Origin of the sequence: Algoriphagus marincola DSM 16067, assembly GCF_000429405.1 — a bacterium.
Lineage (GTDB): Bacteria > Bacteroidota > Bacteroidia > Cytophagales > Cyclobacteriaceae > Algoriphagus > Algoriphagus marincola.
On the sequence record NZ_AUBU01000001.1, the window covers coordinates 363,253 to 381,641 of the forward strand.

Consider the following 18,389-nt stretch of genomic DNA (forward strand, 5'->3'; position numbering starts at 1 on the left):
ATTATGAACTTTTGATTTGATAGATTGAAAAGCGGGTTTTTTCTTCCTCTACTTCTTGATTTTCAGGTTCCAGAACCAAAAACTTGCCATCGCCCAAGCCAAATAAAATACTACCTGCAATTCCTGAAAGCTCCTGACTTACTTGCTCTCCATTTTTGATGATCAATATGGCCTGTTCTTCAGGGTCAGAATTAGGAATATAAGTGGCATCGTTCGCAATTCTAGTTTGATATTCAGCTTCGGATACTCCTGTAAAATATTTGATCAGATAAGTATCGGAATCTACTTTGATCAAATTTTGATTTCGCCCTGCCATGAAGCGTAGCGGTTTGATTCGGTCATCATTTCCCATGGTTCCTAATGGGACAGGGGAATATTCAACAAATTCTGAGTGGGTAATTGGTATGCTCCGGGAAAAATCCAAGGTAGGTAAGTTGTAGACTTCTATTTCTTTCGAGAGAGCATGAAGGATAAGTAGTTCCTGCTTTTCATGATCGACCAGAAAGCTTTTAGTCATTAATTCCTGATAAATATTGTCAGTTTGTCGGTAGGGACTTGATTCGCGATAGGGGATGATGGATTTCATATCCCCTGATTGGATGTGGATTTTGTAAAAGTTCTTCAAGGTGTCCCGACCTTCTTCATTTTGAATCAAGTAATGGGAAGAAAGATAATTGCTAGGCCCAACTAGGTAAAAAGTACTATCAGAATTTTGGAAGTATTCCGTTCGGCCCATGGGGCCAAAGGTTCGAATCGGCAGTGGTGACTGGATGCGCTGGCTATGAATCACAGAGTACGTAGAATCATAGGAAAGTATCTGAAATGGCAACTCTACGATTCGTTCTTGCTCTGGTCCAAAACTGATTCCAATTGGATTCCAGTTACCATAAAGTCCAGGACCGTCACCTTTTTTATGAGTCCGTTTGATGATTTCACCCTCGCCAGAAATCTCCAAAAGATCATCTTCGACCATGGCATAGCCAAAATACCTGTCTAGTTCTGCTGAGTAATCCCGAATAAATACTCGGGTTAAATTATTTACCTCGAAAGAATCAATTTTTGTAATTGAATACTCGGAAATACTCGTTTCGGTTTCCTTTGTCTCATTTTGGCCGCAAGAAGCTAAAAAAATCAAAGTCAAGAAGTAGAGGAGGGTGTTTTTCATCTGTTTTTATCAGTTTTCGTCAGTCATAACCTTCTCCTTGGTAGGAGGGAGGTTACAATTCATGTCTATTTATAAAATAGTTTTACTATTTAAATTTAATTTAAGGTAATTAGACTTACTTCAAAAACCAAGATGGCGGATCAATATTTTTGATTAATTTGATTTTGCTTTTGCTCACACTACCCGAATTATTAAAATGTTTGCGAGTGAGATTGAAACCTATCTATGAAAAACCTAATAAAGAAACCCATATGATGAAGAACCTTGGATTAATTGTCTTTCTGTTATTAGCTTTTGCTTGTCAAAACCCTGAAAACAATGCCGACCAAATGAGTGAAAATCAAGTTACCGTACAAAATGAACCGGATTCTGTATTAAGACATGCGGTTTACTTTTCATTTAAAGACTCTTCTTCTGCAGAAGATATCCAAATGGTAATTGATGCTTTTAGAAATCTTCAAAATGACATTCCTGGTATCCAATCCTTTGAATGGGGAGAAAATTCAAGTCCTGAGGGGTTGAACAGAGGATTGACGCATGCCTTTACGCTCACTTTTCACTCCAATGAAGACAGAGATGCCTACTTACCGCATCCTGCTCATCAGAAGTTTGGTGAAATACTAGGTCCGCACCTAAAGGAGGTTTTGGTAGTAGACTACTGGACTCGGCCTTGATTTATTGATCGAAAGGTACCCCTGAGGTAGAGGTCTTGCCTGACTCCTTTACGTCCAGCACTTCTGTGACGATAAAATTACTGGCTCCTCTCCAGGGTAGCATTCCGTTGTATTCTTTGTATCTGAGTTCTACGAATTTTCCAGAGGATCGCTCAAGCTGTAGTGCTACCTCTTCGTCAATCACGGAAAACCGAAACTCATTACTTTGCAATGCGCCTGCAGTTGGGCTTTGAAAGCCCTCTTGTACTACTCTACCCTCATAAGTTTTGAAAACCACTCCTTTCTTTACGAAATAGTTTAGAGATCCGGCTTTGACACCTTCTCCAAAAACGAAAAAGTATTTCCACCACATGAATACAGAAAGGAAAACGATGAGGAAAATTCCTACTATCCAGCCAAATTTCTTCATAACACTGATTTTTATCAAATATAATCAGTCTGTCGAAAAATTATTTTCTGTAGGTATTTTTAAACAGGCTAATTGATATCGAGTTTGAGCATTATGATGGCTAACTTGTTTCCGTTTGATACAAAAAACTTATTACCTCACAGTGGTGAAGTGCTTTACTTTGATAGTCTTTTTGAAATAACAAAAGCTGATGAGTATTTCAATATCCTCCGAGATGATATTTCCTGGAAGCATGAGGCCATTTGGATGTTTGGAAAAAAAGTGATGCAACCTCGGTTAACAGCCCTCTATGGTGACGAGAGTGTTACTTACAGCTATTCAGGGATTACGATGGAGCCGATTCCTTGGTCCAAAACTCTTCTTGAAATCAAAGGTAAAGTGGAGGAAGTGGCTGAAGCGAGATTTTCTCATGTTTTACTGAATTTCTACCGCGATGGTCAAGATTCTATGGGATGGCATCGAGATAATGAAGCAAGTCTAGGACCTGAGCCTGTAATCGCTTCGGTAAGTTTTGGGGTTCCCCGCAGATTTCAATTTCGAAACTATGTGGACAAAAAAGAAAAGCTACAAATTGAGCTGGGACATGGAAGTCTTTTGCTCATGAAGGGGGCTTGTCAGGATCATTGGGAGCATCAAATCCCCAAATCAAAAAAAGTATCAGGCGAAAGAATTAATCTGACCTTCCGCCTGATTCGTTAATTAGAATAGGAATTGATTTTTCAGCATTCGAAGGTAATCTTCGACAAGTGGCTTTTCAATATATTCGATTACACTTACGTAATCCATGGCTTTGACTTTATCACTCTTATTGACCGAAGATGTGATTAAGATAACCTTGATTGATTCAGGTTTTTTGAGCTCTTCGATATAGTCTAGAACTGCCCAACCATCCACTACTGGCATAAAAATGTCAAGAAGGAGGAGTTTGTTGCCGCTAGGATTAGACTCTAGGTATTCAATTGTTGTTTGGCCATTTTCTAGTAGAACAGGGGCATCATGGAATTCTGAACGTCTAACGAGTGCTTCGTGGATTTTTCGAAAAGCAGGATCATCGTCGACGATCAAGAGGTCAAAGTTTGTCATTTTCTGTTATTATATTTTAATGCATCCGGGCATTTCTAATCAAATTTCAAATTACCAATCTATAAAAAGGCGATTTAAACAAAATTTCTTTTTTTGAAAAGCGGCATCTTTTCAAATTGTGCAAAAATGTTTTTTCAAGAAAGCCTTTTATCAAATTTTTGAGAATATCTTATTTCTCGGTTTTCTAATATATTGCATTTTTGACGTAGGAATACCGTTTTTTCCTTCTACAATTTTTGCTAAATATGTTTCATTCCACTGGTATTCCTAATTTGGATTTAGAATATCATTATGTCTTTACTGAGAATAATTCTCTAGATCATGATTGATTTGCTTTTATCTCTAAGCTCTTTTTCACCAAACTGATAAAGCTAGGCACATAGAAAGGTTTAGAAAGAATCGCAAAAGCCCCTTTACTTTTTAAGCTTTCCGAGTTGGCAGTCTGTGCATCGGCAGTCAGGATAATGACTGGAATATCTCTGGTCAATGGATTCGACTTTAACTCGGACAGCACTTGGGTACCTGAAATATCGGGAAGATGAATATCCAGTAGAACCAAATCCGGTAAAATCCTGGAACAGGACTTTATCCCTTCCTGACCATAGTTTTCAGTAACCAAAGCAATTTCGGGAAGCGTAGTTTCAAAAATCTCTTCGACTAATTGAATGTTTGAAATATTGTCCTCAATATAGATAACTGTGCCTTTCTTTATTTCAATTTCTTCGCCTTTATTATTTCCTGTTATACTATTCACAGAAGTCGGTTGGCTTTGATTAAGTGCTAAGGGGAGCTCTATCCAAAATGTACTTCCTTGTCCCAAAACACTTTCCACACCTACTTCACCCTGCATCAATTCGAGAAGTTTTTTCACCACGGCAAGGCCCAATCCCGTACCTTCAGTTTCCGTCATTTCGGCCCCAATTCGTTCGAATGGCTCGAAAAGCTTGGGGAAATCCTCTTTTCGAATCCCCTTTCCAGTATCTTTTATTTCTATCCGTATTTTACTGTGCTCCCTATCTAAAACCTCAAATTGAGAAATTTCAATTTTCCCATTGGCTTTATTGTATTTGATAGCATTGTTAAGAATGTTAAGAAATACTTGCTTTAACCTTTGCCAGTCGGCTAATACAAAAAGTGACTCTGATTGATTGTTGATCAGATGGATTGATTTTTTTATTAGAAATGGCTGAACAGTCTGAATGGTTTCTTCCAAAATCTCATTGAGATCAATTGGTTCTACTTTCATTTTGATCTTGCCAGCTTCTATTTTGGATAGATCTAAAATCTCATTTATCAGACTTAGCAGATGTTGGCCACCTTTGAGAATATATTCCAGGTTTTTCAGCTGCTTTTCTGTAAGTGGAGTCAGTTCAAGCAATTGAGCAAAACCTAAAATCGCGTTCATCGGTGTGCGAAGCTCGTGGCTCATTCGCGACAGGAATTCACTCTTGGCTTTATTGGCTTTTTCGGCCTCTAATTTTGCTTCTTCGAGTGATAAGTTTGCTCTCTCGAGCTCTTGAGTTCGAATTTTTATCTTTTCTTCTAGTGTTTGATTGAGGTTTTGAATCTCTTTTTCAGAACGGATACGTTGACTAATATCCCTAATAAACCGGAGAACCTTTGTGTCGCTCAACTTGACCACTCTACTCTCAAAGAATTTATCCTCATTTTGAATGGCTAGAGGATATTCATAAGTGACCAAAGTGCCAGTATCTAGACATTCACCGATTTTCTTAAGATGTAGTTTGGTCCATTTTGGGTCAAAAACATCACCAATTGTTTGTCCCACTAAGTGGCTGAAATCACCAATCTCACTTCCGCTTTTGGAGTCATAATGCTCTAAATAGTTCCCTTCACGATCATTGACAAATATCATATCAGGAATAGCATCCAAAATTGCAAAAAGCCGCTCTTCTTGTTCTTTTTTCTCTGAAATATCAATGACCCAACCCGCGTTGAAAATTCGCTTGCCAGATTCGTCAAAGATTGGCTTAGATGATGAAATAGAAGGGAAAATACTTCCATCTTTTCGTTTTCTTTTTAACTCCTTGAATTTAAATTCTCTGTTTTTTAAATCATTGGGATATAACTCTCTTTCTAGAAATTCTAATTGATCTGGTGTATGAAGCAACTGAATTTTTTGACCTATCAAATCACTCTGTTGATATCCATGCATTAAGGCAAAAGCCTCATTGCAGTAGGTTATTTTTCCATCCACATCGATAATGACGTTTCCTTGATGAGCCTGATCTGAAATGATTTCGAATTTGAGGAGTTCTTCTTTGGCGTTTTTCTCCGCTGTGATGTCACTGTCCGCTCCTCTGTATCCAACTAGGTTTCCTTGGTCATCCAGGATAGGAGAAGCATAGGTATTTACCCAAATAGTTTTCCCGTTTTTCTTCTGGATGGGGTTTTCGAAGGCTTGAATATCTCCTCCTTTTTCCAATAGTTGAATACCTATCTTTTTAAATTCTTCTCGTTTATTTTCAGGAAAAATATCAAAGAAATATTTGCCTAACAATTCTTTTTCGAGGTAACCATAAACACGGTGGCAGGCAGCGCTTAAATAAGTATACCGCCCGGTAGCATCCACTTCCCAAATAACGGAACCCGAATTATCGGCAATGCTTCTAAAGCGTTCTTCACTTGCTGCTAGAGCATTTTCAGCTTGTTTTTGGAGAGTGATGTCTACCGCAATACCCTGTATTTCAAATTGTTGAGTTGTTTCTTTATTAATACAAACAAACTCCCAAAGAAAGATTTTTTGGCTATCGCCCTCTTTGGAGCATGCTAACTCGCTCGTGATGATCTCTCCTGGTTTTTGGGATGCTTTTGAAATACATTCCTGTAGTAAGTTTTTATTAGATTCAGCGATGACCTCAAAAAATGAAATTGATGTGTTTTCAGGTCTAGGGCCTATTTCTCTCTCATAGCTTTGAATAAACTTGTTGTTAGCAAAGGTTATTTCAAAGTTTTGATCAAATCGTACAAGGTAGTTGGTCTGGGAGCTTAAAATATTCTGAAGTTCTTCCCCATTTTTTTTGATGATAGCAAGGTGCAGCTGATTTTCCAGATGTTTCTGAATAATCAAAAGGGTTCCTTTGACCAATTGCTTTTCTTCATCTAAAAAAAACTTTTTTTCGGGTATGTGGATTTCAAGACTCAAACACTTGGATTCCTCCAGAGAAGTGCTTCTTGATAAGATGTTTTTTGAAGGCTTGAATCCTGAATTTTCAAACTCCTGCTCATCGTAAATTAATTTTGCACTAGTCTCTTTCGGAAACAAAAAGCCAGACGGGAGAATTTCCACTATCTCCGAAAAAAATTCCTCTAATGTTTGATCTTTCTTTTGGGTTAGATCCGAGATTCTGAAGATACAGGACAGTTCTTTGATCCGCTCATTCAAACTATTGAGATTCTGGAATTTTTGATGAATATTTTCCAGCATGGCAGCAAATACTTTTACCAGATTGATCTCATTCTCTGTAAAAGTATGCTGCACTCTTACTGAATCAATTCCTATAAATCCCCATGGCTTCCCCTCATGCATGATTGGGACTGCGACAAGGCTTTGGATATCCTGAGAAGCTAAAATCTCTTTAATTCCCAACTCATCAGATAGCTCTGCCACATTATCAATTTGCATGATCTCTCCTCGGAGGTGGGTGTCGAGCCAATCTTCAAATAAATCAAAAGGAACTTCCTGTAATTCCTCTATTTGGGGCTCGATACCCTCCGCGCACCACTCGTAGGTATTGTTGGTAATGCGGTTAGTAAAGTCATATTCAAAAATGTAAGAGCGATCTGCATCCATAAATTTTCCCAACTCCTGAAGCGTGCGTTGTACGGTAGGAGCTACTTCAATAGGGTCAATATGAATATAATCCATGGCCGTACCTGCTAGCAATTCCTGCAATTTCACTTGCTTGCGAAGTTTTTGCTCTGCCAGAGTTTGCTTAGTGATATCGGTAAAAGTAGCTATCACATGACTTATTTTTTTTGAATGCTTGGTGAAGACCGGTTGGGAATTAACCAATAACCAAACAAAAGTTTGCTTTTCTGGATGATATACTCCCATGATGACATCCTCTACTTTCAGCCCTTGAGTTAAGGAGATCATGGCAGGGTGCTCCTCACCCGGAAAATCGCTTCCATCGGGATGGATGACTTTCCAAAGCGGGTCGACCGGTTTGGTTCCTTTTATTTGTTCCAGGCTAAGACCCAGGAGTTTCAAGGCAGCCTGATTAGCATCTATTATTTCTCCATCAGCCCTATGATAAACCACCCCTTGTGCCATGGTGTGAAACAAACGCTTGAATCTTCTTGTAGACTTTAGCAATTGTTTAATGGTATTTTGATAGGGGCTTGTGTTTTCTATGATAAATCCAAAAAGTTGGGCATTTCGATTATAAATGGGGATTCTAGTGACATTCAAGATAAGATCCTTACCACTGCCTGTTTGTATTTTTAGTTGATCTAAAAATTCCAAAGAAGAGCTTAGAATGGGGTCAAGGACCGATTTGTATTCATGGAATTCATTGGGATCTGATTCATCCAATTCCAACCATTGTATCATAATTTCATTCAGAAATTCAATTTTCTGAATTCCTGGATTCCAAATGATAACTCCTTGGCGAAGTCGGTTCAATAGGTCGACATCTTTGAGAAAGAATTCCTCTTTGGGATGTGTCCATTCCTTAATCTTGACTAGGAAATAATCCTTTTTGAGAAGTGAGATTTCGTGAGTAAAGATTTCACCGGTAGCTATCAATTCCCTTAGAATGGAGCCATCTTGTATTTTTCCTTTAGATTGCTCTAGGCCAGGAAAGAGATCGAAATAATTTTTATCAAGATCAATTGGGGAATCTAGTTTATGATCTATGAGAGATTTGCTGAGATGTAGGACTTTTCCATGATTGTCGACAATCAGGAATTTACAGTCAATGTGATTTAAAATCTCATCAACCAAACTTGCAACTTGGAACATTTTAAAAGGGGTGATTTCGCCTCTGATCTTCTTAGACTATCGAAATTTCAATAATTTATTTATAAATTAAAACCATATCACCCAATATTATTTTGAAGTAAATACAAAAGATTAGATTATATTTTATATTATTATATAATGAAAAACGAATAATGGTATTGGAATAATTAAAGTAAATATTCTTTTTTTTAAAAAAATAGCCTTCTAATACCAAATAGACTCAAGGAGATAATAAATTAAAAGGGAAGGATGATGCCTGAAAAATGGAAAAAAGGGTTGAAAGATATCCTTAGATTTTGATTATTAATGAAAAAACCTTCTCTGGATTGTTCAATTCTATTGAATAGCAGAGAAGGTTTTCATTCAGGGTAAAATGGCTTGATTTAATCTAAAGCTTTTAAAATATCTTTTTCATTTGATTATGGGGATTTAGTCCACCAACCAAAGATATTCCCCATATCCAGCTGATTCCATTTCTGATTTGGGGATGAATTTCATCGCTGCTGAATTCATGCAGTAACGCAAACCTGTTGGGGCAGGACCGTCGTAAAACACATGACCAACATGACTGTTTCCAAGTTTACTTCTGACTTCTACTCGAGTCATTCCAAGGCTTTTGTCAATTGGTTTATCAATAAGGCGAGCATCGATTGGCTTTGTAAAACTTGGCCAACCCGAGCCAGATTCATATTTATCCCTGGAACTGAAAAGTGGAGCACCGGAAACTATACAAACGTAAATTCCTTCCTCCTTATTCCCATTGTATTCATTTTGGAAAGCATATTCGGTAGCGTCTTCCATAGTTACCTCATACTGCAGTGGAGTGAGTTTTTCTTTCAACTCATCTTTTGGAGTGGCAGGATACTTCTCTGCACTTAATTCAGGCCAGTGCTTTTTGATAAAGGCATCTCTTCCACTTCCTTTTCGATAGGCGTAGTAATCCGCCGGATTCTTTTTGTAGTAATCCTGATGGTACTCCTCTGCTGGGTAGAAATTGGTGTATTTGATTATTGGGGTAGCAATTGGCTTTTCGAATCTTCCTGATTCATCCAGTAGTTTTTTAGAGTCTTCAGCTACTCTTTTTTGCTCGGCAGAGTGAAAGAAAATAGCGGATTCATACTGAGATCCCCGATCATAAAAAGAGCCCCCTACATCTGTAGGATCGAAAGTTTGCCAAAAGATATCTACTAATTCGGAATAGCTGATGACTTCGGGGTCATAGGTAATTTGGACTGATTCGCGGTGGGAAGTTTTGCCGCTACTTACTTCTCCGTAGGTAGGGTTCTTTTCCTTACCTCCTGCATACCCAGAGATCACGGTGATGACTCCGTCCAGATCTTCAAATGGCGCTTCCACACACCAAAAGCAACCACCTGCAAAGGTGGCTAACTCTGTTTTTCCTGAAAATTGGGCAAGTTTTTGGCTGTCTTCTTCTGTAAGCTCTTGAATTTCGGTAGACTCTTGTGGGCTGCTGCAAGCCATAAAGAGTCCTAAAATGAAAGTAAGCATAATGCTGTATTTGGATTTTAAGTGATACATTCTGATGGATTTATTCTGTTCGGTTCGGTTTTTGTAATTCTGAGTCTTGAACCAACTCTAAAACCAAACAATTTGGTTTCTGTTTTGATTCATTGACCTCAGATACGTAAAAAAATCCTAAAAAGGATTGTCCGACAAATTACAAAAAGAGATTCTGTACCGACTTCTTATAAAACCTTCTAGCCATGGCAAAGCTGAATTATCTATTTATCCTCGTATTTGTTTTCATAGCTCCACTCCAATTGCATGCTCAGCAAGGTTCAGGTCTAGGCTTGAAGTTTGGTACTAATTACAATACCTCCGGCAAATATTTTAAAGATGCTGGACAGGTTTGGAAAGAGCCTTTTGGAAATGTAGGCTATCATGCGGGGCTTTTTTACACCATGAACTCCTATGATATCTATTTGCGACCTGAGGCGGTATTTACTGAGACTCGATTTCAAACGGTCAATGGAGAGGCATTTACCCAACGGATAGATGTGCCTGTTTTGGTGGGGATTCGCTTATTTAAGATTCTGACTGCTTTTGGAGGACCATCAGTACACTATACCTTAGACGACAATTTTTTACCCTCCCAATCGGCGGAATTCAATAAGCGACTTCGACTTGGGTATCAGTTTGGCTTCGGTGTAGCGATAGGTCCCGTTGGTCTGGATCTTCGCTATGAGCGGGAATTCAATGACCAGCGAATCAATCTGGATAGGATTTTGGGTGCAGACAAAAGCTTTCGTTCAGAGCAGATTGTTTTGGCACTTTCCCTACGTGTTTTTGGACCGTAATTATTGGGGAGTTTCTTCAGGGAAAAATTTTGCAAAAATTTCTCTCCAAATATCATATCCAGTCTTATTCATATGGAGTTGATCCTGTAGAAATATGTTAGACTTCGGATTCCCATTTTCATCAAGCATAGGGGTCCAAACATCTACAAAACCTACATTTTCTTTTTTTTCGGTGTAGGACTTCATAGCTTCATTCAGCGCCAAGTATTGTTCTTTTTTGTCCCATCTCGAAGGGCTTGGTTTTGCACTGATTAGATATATCTGGCAATTTGGATCCACAACTTGAATCCGCATTACGATCTGCTCGAGGTCAGACATGATTTCATCGATCGATGTGCCATTGTTGATGTCATTGTCTCCCTCGTATATAAATACTCGTGCGGGTCGCAATTGTAAAACCAAAGGGTATAAATGCCTCTTCAGATCCGCTGCAGTAGATCCGCCAAACCCCGTATTGATGATTGGTTTTTGAGGGAAATCTTCCTGGAGGCTGACCCACATCCGTATCGAAGAGCTTCCAGTGAAAAGTGTGCTTCCCACCTGATAACCATCGCGTTTTAGTCTGTCGGCAATTAGTTTGACTTCCTTCTCAAAAGGAACAGTCTGAGATTGGACTTCTCCAATGAAAAAGCCGATCAATAGGAAAAGGGAGACTAGGGTCGTTTTCATTTTCCAAACATAATTCAAAAAAGTCCTGATCCAAAACCGATCATCCCCTGAACGTAATCGAACAATTCGTTCACTTTTCAAGATTGTTCATTTCTATGCTTTTGACACCAAAATCAGGCTTTCTGCCCCCATTCTAGGTATTTCGGCCCAAAGACAATGAAGTGTATCTATTTTGCATGCATTTTGGCGTTAGGTAAAAGACAGATCACCAAATCCCTTTCTTATGAATCAATTGACTAGATTTTTTTGGTTTTGCAGCGGAGCCAATTTTTCCACTTTAAAGCGAACTCCCACCGAGTCCAATAAGTATTTTGGTATTGGTGCGACTGTGTTTTTTACCGGAGTTCTGGCTGCTTTGGCCGCGGGCTATGCACTACACACGGTATTTCAAAGTCTTTTGCCTGCGGTCTTATTCGGGATGCTATGGGGTTTGATGATTTTCAATCTAGATCGATTTATCGTGTCAAGTATGCGTAAAAAAGAGCGTGCTTGGGCAGAATGGAAGCTGGCAATTCCAAGATTGGTTTTGGCCGTTTTATTGGCCTTGGTCATTTCTAAGCCTTTGGAGTTGAAAATGTTTGAGCGGGAAATCAATCGGAAATTGGATGAAAAGAAAACTGAATTCATCGCTCAATCCAAAGCTAATTTGGCTAAAGGTTTTCCTGAAATTCAGGAATTGGAATCTAGGATAGAGACGCTAAAAGCAGAGATTTCTGAGGCGGAGTCTTTTCGCGATCAACTACAGAAGGAATATGATGCAGAGCGATTCGGCGAAAAGACCTCAGGCACAAGTGGGATTGTAGGGCTTGGTACAAATGCCAAGAAAAAGGAACAGCAGCTGGATGCAGCGCAAATTGCTTTGAATACGTTGCGAAGCAGAAACCAAGTTCGAATTGACACACTAGAGGCCCAGATTCGGGAGTTTATGGCTTTGCGTCAGGCAGAATTTGAAAAGCAGCAACCGGGTATCGACGGCTTTGATGGACTAGCCGCACGGATGGACGGGCTCTCAGCTTTGACAAGCGAAAGTTCGGCTATGGCTTTAGCCAACATTTTCATAATGCTGCTTTTCATCGCAATCGAGACGGCGCCTATTTTTGTCAAATTAATCTCACCCCGTGGGCCTTATGACGAACTTCTAGAACTTCATGAGGAAAAGGTTAAACTGTTTAAAGGAGAAAAATGGGTCATTGCTAAAGGTGAATCGGATGCTCGGGTAGGCTATTTTCAGGATACGCACTTCTATGTGACAGATTTGAAAAAAGAAAAAACCAACCGAAAAAACAGAGCTGAAACTGATCGTGAATTGGCAAATTGGGATTGAAAAAGCAAAGAAAATCAGATAGTTGCTTTGAAATACGTGTAAATATTTTTTTCTTTACGGCATAAAATGATATCTGAGCCATGGATACTAAAATAACTTTGTCTTTTAATAAAGAGATCATAGACCGAGCCAAGGATTTTGCCGACCAAAATAATATCAGCCTTTCCAGACTGACGGAGTTTTTGTATGCGCAGATGACTTCCAAAAATTACCAATCTTTGGAGGAGCTTCCGATTGCTGATTGGGTGAATATGGTGTCTGAGGGTAAGGTAGAATACAAGCGCACGTCATCGAGTCGAAAGGCAATGAAAGATGAGTTTTTCGGAAGCAAAAAATGAAGGTTTTTCTAGATGCGAATGTTTTAGTATCTGTATTAAATAAGGAATATCCGCTTTTTCCGCATTCGGCGCGAATATTAAGTTTGGCTGATCAGTTGCGCTATCAACTTTACACCACACCTATTTGCTTGGCTATTTCTTTCTATTTTGCCGAGAAAAAAAGTGGTGCTGGCCTTGCTAAACGAAAAATGGAAGTCCTTTCTTCTAAGCTTCATATAGCTTCAGTCGATTCGATAGTGGTTTCTCGAGCAGTTTCTGATCCTAGTGTGGTGGATTTCGAGGATGGCTTGGAGTATTATTCGGCTTTGCAACATGAATGTCAAGCCATCATCACCGAGGACTCGGAAGGCTTTTATTTTTCTGAGATCCCCGTTTATGACTGTAAGAAATTCTTGGATGAAGTGGTATTTTAAACCTACTTCTGGTTTAAATTTTTTTTAGCGTTTCAGCTGCCACCTGATCTAACTGATCCATCGTTTTACTTACCGACTTCCACTCAGCGAATCCCACGATTTTGATGAGAAATCCTAGGAATTTTCCCGGATTGATCAGCTTTCTTGCGAGAGTAGAAATGTTTTTATCTCGGTCCTGAATCTGAAAGTCTTTATTTGGATCAATGTGATATTCTCCAGCATACTTCCAAGCACCGTCTCTGGCAATTTGAATCGAAAAATTAAGAAGCATCTCATCCCTGCCTTTTGCCAAGGGGATTAACCAACCAAAAATTGGAGAAATCTTACTGATATTAGCTTTCACATCGTCGACTAGCTCTGAAAGGATGAAATTAATTTGGTCAAAATCACTTTTGATCGCTTGAAGCTCTTTCCCTTTCATAGTTTCAGAGGCAGCAATCCCAAGGTCCAAATTGATGTGGGCATTGATCCCCAAGAGTAAATGTTGCAATACGAGATGCTTGGTGTTTTTGCTAGCCTCAAAAGCCAATCTCCAGCTTTCAGTGATTGCTTGACTTTGCACCCAGCCTTCATACGCATCAATAAATCGCTTGGCAAAAAGCACATCTAGGATCTCCATTCGAGGATTATCTTCGAATTCTCCTGCTAGAATTCCATCTCTGACCCTTCGTGTGACTTGCCTGTAAAGAATCGCAAAATATCCTATCCGGCTTTGCTTGGAACGGCATTCAGAAATGATTTGATCCAATTTTTCAAGAACCTCTTCGATTTTTGTCATTTACCTATTTGATAAAAAATCCTTCTAATAAATCACCCACATAAAAGGCAACCATTGCGGCCAACAAACCTAGTGCTAGTGTTTCGAAAATACTTCTTCCAACTGCCGTCTGATTAACCCAGCTTTTCATCCAGCCTATGATCATAAAAGCAACACCGGTAAGAATGCTGGTGTATAAAAATAGATGTTTTTCGATGGGGCTAAAGAAATCAATCAAATATACCAATAGGGGGATAAAGCCGACAAGGATAAACGAAATCAAGGTGGCTAGTCCGATCTTAAAAGGACTTTTGTTCTCTTCCATCATTTCGAGCTCATCCTTCATCATCTCGGCTACCCAAAGAACCTTGTCCGAGCAGATTTGATCCACTACTTTTTCTAATAGCTCACCTTTGAAACCTTTTGCCTCGTAGATTTCGCGGATTTCTTCCCGTTCCTTTTCAGGTATATTTTCTACCTCCCAGTATTCGATTTTCTCATGCTTTTTGAAATTTTCCCGGTCGGTTTTGGCAGAAAGATAAGCCCCTACAGACATAGAGAAACCATCAGCAAGAAGATTTGCAAAGCCAAGAATAATGATGATTCCTGTATCTAGATTGGCTCCAAAGCCTCCTGCTACTACTGCAAAAGTGGTAACTGCTCCGTCTATACCTCCGTAGACAAACTCTCGCATGTATTCCTGAAGTTTGCCAAAGCGTTCGGATTCCTGATGTAATACTTTCTCGTTCATGATTAGCGGAGATTTTTTAAGAAAAACTGCTTCACATTCTCACCCATTACAGCACGTATTTCAGATTCGGAAAATCCTGCTTCCAGAAGTCCTTCCACGATCAGCGGCAATCCTGTAATATCAAATGGAACAGCAACCGAGCCATCGTAATCAGAACCTAAGGCCACATACTCAATTCCTACCAAATCACGCACGTGTTTGATAGAAGCGATAATGTTGGGGATCTCCGGAGTGCCGACTGCCATATCAAAAAAAGCAATCCCAATGATTCCTCCATTTTTAGCGATTTTTTGAATTTGCTCATCGCTAAGGTTTCGCTGGGAGTCCAATACGCCCCTGACCCCCGTGTGGGAAACAATCACTGGTTGATTACTTAGGTTGAGCACATCTTCGACAATGGCCGGAGAAGCATGAGCAAGATCAATGAAAATACCCAATTCGTTCATTCGACTTACTGCAGCTTTTCCAAATTCTGAAAGCCCTTCTCCGCTTTCTCCATGGGCCGAGCCCCCCAATTCATTGTCAAAAAAGTGAGTAGGTCCAATCATCCGGATTCCTGCTTCAAACACGGCATCAATATTTTCAAGCTCTCCCTCCAAGGCATGTCCGCCTTCGATTCCGAGCATGCCACCAATAGCTTTTGGATTGGATTCACGCATTTGTAGAAGTTTCTCAAAGTCAGCTTTTGTCTTAATCAGGATAGCATTTTCACCTTCTTTGGAAATAAACCCATCCAAGGCCTGCGCCTGGGAAAGGGAGCGATTGATCAGACTAAACCAGTTCGACGGGCTTTCACCTTTTGCAATGGTAAGCGGGGTGATATTGTCAAAAGCGTCGGCACTATTTTCCTGCATATTTTGCCCGGCCGGAGATTTAGATACGATTGTAAACATCTCAAAAGCCACATTTCCTTCTCGCATTCGAGGGAAGTCTACATGACCTCGATCTCCTCGCTTGGTCAAGTCTCTTCCCCAAAGCAATGCATCACAATGAAGATCAGCAATAAAATCCAGTCGATCATAAAGCTCTTGAGCTTCTGATGAGACGACATAAGGACCAGGTATTTTTACTGGATTTCTTTGAGCCTCGATATAGGAAGGCACGGTGTTGATCCCTATGAGATAGATCAAAAATAGGGATAAAAGGAAAATCAGAATTCTCTTCATAAGCCGGGTAAATTCTGATTAAGATAGTAAAAGAATGAGTATTTAGAAATGAGGCTGCTAAGCAAAGTGTTCTTTCCAAATGGATGGAATCAGGAAATTTAGAAAAAAGAGCTTTGTTCGAGTATCTGCGAGAATCGTATTTCATGGAGAGCCTTAAAGGTCTGAAACCATGCAGGCTTATCAAGCCTCCTGTTCCAAATACTCTTCTCCAGTTAGGATAGGTTCCAGGTTTTCAAGCTCTTCCATGGTGAATATCCTGGACCGAATGATGAATCGGATTCCCATGGGAATTTCGATCGAGAAACTACTGCCTCGACCTGGAGTAATGTCTAAAGTTAATTGGGTGTGTTTCCAGTACTCAAACTGATCGGCTGACATAAAAAAGTCACATCCATAGACTTTCCCCATCCAAACATCTTGAGAACCTACCTTAAAGTCTCCCTTTTCGAAGCACATGGGAGAAGAGCCATCACAGCAACCTCCGCTTTGGTGGAACATCAATTCATTGCCAAATCGCTTTCGTAAGGTATCGATGGTTTCTTTCGCCGAATCAGTGATCAAGATTCTTTTGGTTTGAGGCATGGTTTTTTGGGTTTAGGTTAAAAGCAAATAAAGGCGGGGAAAAGTTCTCCCCGCCTTTGAATCATAGAAATCGTTAATTCTAGAAGAATCCTAATTTCTGCTTGCTGTAGGAGATTAACATGTTTTTGGTCTGGCGATAATGATTGAGCATCATCGCATGGTTTTCACGTCCAAATCCTGATTTTTTATACCCTCCAAACGGCGCATGCGCTGGATAGGCGTGGTAGCAATTGACCCAAACTCGTCCGGCCTTGATGGCACGAGGTACTTGATAAAGCTCATGAGCATCTCTAGACCAAAGGCCGGCACCTAGTCCGTACATGGTGTCATTGGCGATTTCAATTGCCTCTTCGGTAGTTTTGAACGTAGTCACACAAGTGACCGGTCCAAATATTTCCTCTTGGAAGACACGCATCTTGTTGTGTCCCTTAAGGATAGTTGGTTGAATGTAATAGCCAGTTTCCAAACCGGAATTCAATCCTGCTTTGGCCCCTCCAGTGAGGACTGATGCTCCTTCTTGTTTCCCGATTTCGATATAAGAAAGAATCTTTTCATACTGATCGTTGGAGGCCTGAGCACCCATCATGGTGTCTTCGGCCAAAGGATGTCCCATTTTGATAGCCTTGGTACGAGCAATGACTCGCTCCATGAATACGTCATAGATGTCTTCATGAACCAAAATTCGAGAAGGGCAGGTACAAACTTCACCTTGGTTGAGCGCAAACATCACAGCACCTTCCACACACTTGTCAAAGAAATCATCATCGGCATCGGCGATTGACTTCATGAAGATATTTGGAGATTTTCCTCCCAGTTCCATGGTGACTGGAATCAAGTTTTCAGAAGCATATTGCATGATCAGTCTACCCGTGGTGGTCTCTCCGGTGAAGGCTACTTTAGCTACTCTTGGAGAGGTCGCTAAAGGCTTTCCAGCTTCCGGTCCAAACCCAGAAACTACGTTTAGTACACCTGCAGGTAAAATGTCTCCTATCAATTCCATCAATACCATGATGCTTGTTGGGGTTTGCTCAGCTGGCTTTACCACAGTGCAACAGCCTGCAGCTAGTGCCGGTGCGATTTTCCAGGTAGCCATCAGAAGCGGGAAGTTCCATGGAATGATTTGTCCTACTACGCCAAGTGGCTCATGGAGGGCGATGCTTACAGTATGTTCATCATGTTCTGAGATAGTGCTTTCATCAGCACGGATGACACCGGCAAAATATCTGAAGTGATCCACACAAAGTGGAAGATCGGCAGCTCTTGTTTCTCGTAGTGCCTTACCATTGTCCATGGTTTCGATTCTTGCTAGCATTTCGAGATTTTCCTCGATGACGTCAGCGATCTTGTTCAGGATTCTTGATCGCTCAGTAGGAGAGGTTTTGGACCAAGAGGGAAATGCTGCGTGCGCTGCATCGAGAGCCATGTCTATATCCTGCTTATTTCCTCGGGCTGCTTTTGCAATTGGCTTTCCATCTATAGGAGAAATATTGTCGAAATATTCTCCTGAGCTCGGGGCTACCCACTTGCCTCCTATGAAGTGGTCGTATTTTTCTTTCAGTTGAGGTCTTTCTACAGGCTGAGCCTGTGATAATGTCAGATTTTCCATTTGTTAAAAGGTTATTTTTGGTTTATTCTCAAAATTCTTATTTATTCAAAATAAAAAATTGCACAGAATGATCACATCATGCACTTATATTGATATTTTGAAATAAAAAAGAAATTTCATTTGTCATTATATGTTAATATTTTTTTT

The 18,389-nt window shown here is 40.0% G+C and carries 17 protein-coding genes; 6 read left to right on the forward strand and 11 right to left on the reverse strand.

Annotated elements, in window-relative coordinates:
• Nucleotide 1: 1 nt before the first annotated feature.
• Entirely contained in the window at nt 2-1,165 is a 1,164-nt protein-coding gene (locus G457_RS0101705) for a hypothetical protein (RefSeq protein ID WP_026944934.1), read from the reverse strand.
• Nucleotides 1,166-1,371: 206 nt separating this feature from the next.
• On the opposite strand from G457_RS0101705, the gene G457_RS0101710 reads away from it, so the two are divergent.
• The gene (locus G457_RS0101710; RefSeq protein ID WP_248602808.1) at nt 1,372-1,839 is read left to right on the forward strand and encodes a Dabb family protein; all 468 of its coding nucleotides are present in this window, start codon (nt 1,372-1,374) and stop codon (nt 1,837-1,839) included.
• Between the two features lies 1 nt (nt 1,840).
• Here the strand turns inward: G457_RS0101710 and G457_RS0101715 are convergent, their stop codons facing one another.
• Complete coding sequence (locus G457_RS0101715) at nt 1,841-2,248, reverse strand: hypothetical protein (RefSeq protein ID WP_026944936.1); 408 nt, start codon at nt 2,246-2,248, stop codon at nt 1,841-1,843.
• Nucleotides 2,249-2,341: 93 nt separating this feature from the next.
• Here G457_RS0101715 and G457_RS0101720 point away from each other — a divergent pair, with 93 nt between their 5' ends.
• Nucleotides 2,342-2,947 carry an alpha-ketoglutarate-dependent dioxygenase AlkB family protein gene (locus tag G457_RS0101720; protein WP_026944937.1) on the forward strand — a complete coding sequence of 202 codons (606 nt, stop codon included), beginning with the start codon at nt 2,342-2,344 and terminating at the stop codon, nt 2,945-2,947.
• Here G457_RS0101720 and G457_RS22130 read toward each other — a convergent pair whose 3' ends face one another.
• The 3 genes from G457_RS22130 to msrA form a co-directional block, all read right to left on the reverse strand.
• Complete coding sequence (locus G457_RS22130) at nt 2,948-3,331, reverse strand: response regulator (RefSeq protein WP_051260659.1); 384 nt, start codon at nt 3,329-3,331, stop codon at nt 2,948-2,950.
• 319 nt (nt 3,332-3,650) lie between these two features.
• Nucleotides 3,651-8,318, reverse strand: a complete 4,668-nt coding sequence (locus tag G457_RS22135) for a PAS domain S-box protein (RefSeq protein ID WP_051260660.1) — start codon at nt 8,316-8,318, stop codon at nt 3,651-3,653.
• A 429-nt stretch (nt 8,319-8,747) separates the two neighbouring features.
• The gene (gene msrA / locus G457_RS0101735) at nt 8,748-9,857 is read right to left on the reverse strand and encodes a peptide-methionine (S)-S-oxide reductase MsrA (protein ID WP_035482929.1); all 1,110 of its coding nucleotides are present in this window, start codon (nt 9,855-9,857) and stop codon (nt 8,748-8,750) included.
• A gap of 185 nt (nt 9,858-10,042) precedes the next feature.
• On the opposite strand from msrA, the gene G457_RS0101740 reads away from it, so the two are divergent.
• The gene (locus G457_RS0101740; protein WP_026944939.1) at nt 10,043-10,636 is read left to right on the forward strand and encodes a hypothetical protein; all 594 of its coding nucleotides are present in this window, start codon (nt 10,043-10,045) and stop codon (nt 10,634-10,636) included.
• Here the strand turns inward: G457_RS0101740 and G457_RS20855 are convergent, their stop codons facing one another.
• A complete protein-coding gene (locus G457_RS20855; protein WP_155847065.1) occupies nt 10,637-11,305 on the reverse strand; it encodes a GDSL-type esterase/lipase family protein in 669 nt (222 codons plus the stop codon). It lies immediately after the preceding gene.
• Between the two features lie 223 nt (nt 11,306-11,528).
• Between G457_RS20855 and G457_RS20860 the strand changes: the two genes are divergently transcribed.
• The 3 genes from G457_RS20860 to G457_RS0101760 all read left to right on the forward strand — a co-directional run bounded on the left by G457_RS20860 (nt 11,529) and on the right by G457_RS0101760 (nt 13,380).
• Nucleotides 11,529-12,629, forward strand: a complete 1,101-nt coding sequence (locus tag G457_RS20860; protein WP_035482930.1) for a DUF4407 domain-containing protein — start codon at nt 11,529-11,531, stop codon at nt 12,627-12,629.
• Nucleotides 12,630-12,709: 80 nt separating this feature from the next.
• Complete coding sequence (locus G457_RS0101755; protein ID WP_026944940.1) at nt 12,710-12,967, forward strand: DUF6364 family protein; 258 nt, start codon at nt 12,710-12,712, stop codon at nt 12,965-12,967.
• The gene (locus G457_RS0101760) at nt 12,964-13,380 is read left to right on the forward strand and encodes a type II toxin-antitoxin system VapC family toxin (RefSeq protein WP_026944941.1); all 417 of its coding nucleotides are present in this window, start codon (nt 12,964-12,966) and stop codon (nt 13,378-13,380) included. The genes G457_RS0101755 and G457_RS0101760 overlap by 4 nt, the downstream gene beginning before the upstream one ends.
• Before the next feature lie 13 nt (nt 13,381-13,393).
• On the opposite strand, the gene G457_RS0101765 is transcribed toward G457_RS0101760, so the two are convergent.
• The 5 genes from G457_RS0101765 to G457_RS0101785 all read right to left on the reverse strand — a co-directional run bounded on the left by G457_RS0101765 (nt 13,394) and on the right by G457_RS0101785 (nt 18,242).
• Nucleotides 13,394-14,158 carry a DUF5995 family protein gene (locus G457_RS0101765; RefSeq protein ID WP_026944942.1) on the reverse strand — a complete coding sequence of 255 codons (765 nt, stop codon included), beginning with the start codon at nt 14,156-14,158 and terminating at the stop codon, nt 13,394-13,396.
• Nucleotides 14,159-14,162: 4 nt separating this feature from the next.
• Entirely contained in the window at nt 14,163-14,888 is a 726-nt protein-coding gene (locus tag G457_RS0101770) for a VIT1/CCC1 transporter family protein (protein WP_026944943.1), read from the reverse strand.
• Nucleotides 14,889-14,890: 2 nt separating this feature from the next.
• Nucleotides 14,891-16,054, reverse strand: a complete 1,164-nt coding sequence (locus G457_RS0101775) for a dipeptidase (RefSeq protein WP_026944944.1) — start codon at nt 16,052-16,054, stop codon at nt 14,891-14,893.
• 180 nt (nt 16,055-16,234) lie between these two features.
• Nucleotides 16,235-16,636 carry a DUF779 domain-containing protein gene (locus tag G457_RS0101780; protein ID WP_026944945.1) on the reverse strand — a complete coding sequence of 134 codons (402 nt, stop codon included), beginning with the start codon at nt 16,634-16,636 and terminating at the stop codon, nt 16,235-16,237.
• Nucleotides 16,637-16,715: 79 nt separating this feature from the next.
• Nucleotides 16,716-18,242: an aldehyde dehydrogenase family protein gene (locus G457_RS0101785; protein WP_026944946.1), complete on the reverse strand. Its 1,527-nt coding sequence runs from the start codon at nt 18,240-18,242 to the stop codon at nt 16,716-16,718.
• Between the last annotated feature and the right edge of the window lie 147 nt (nt 18,243-18,389).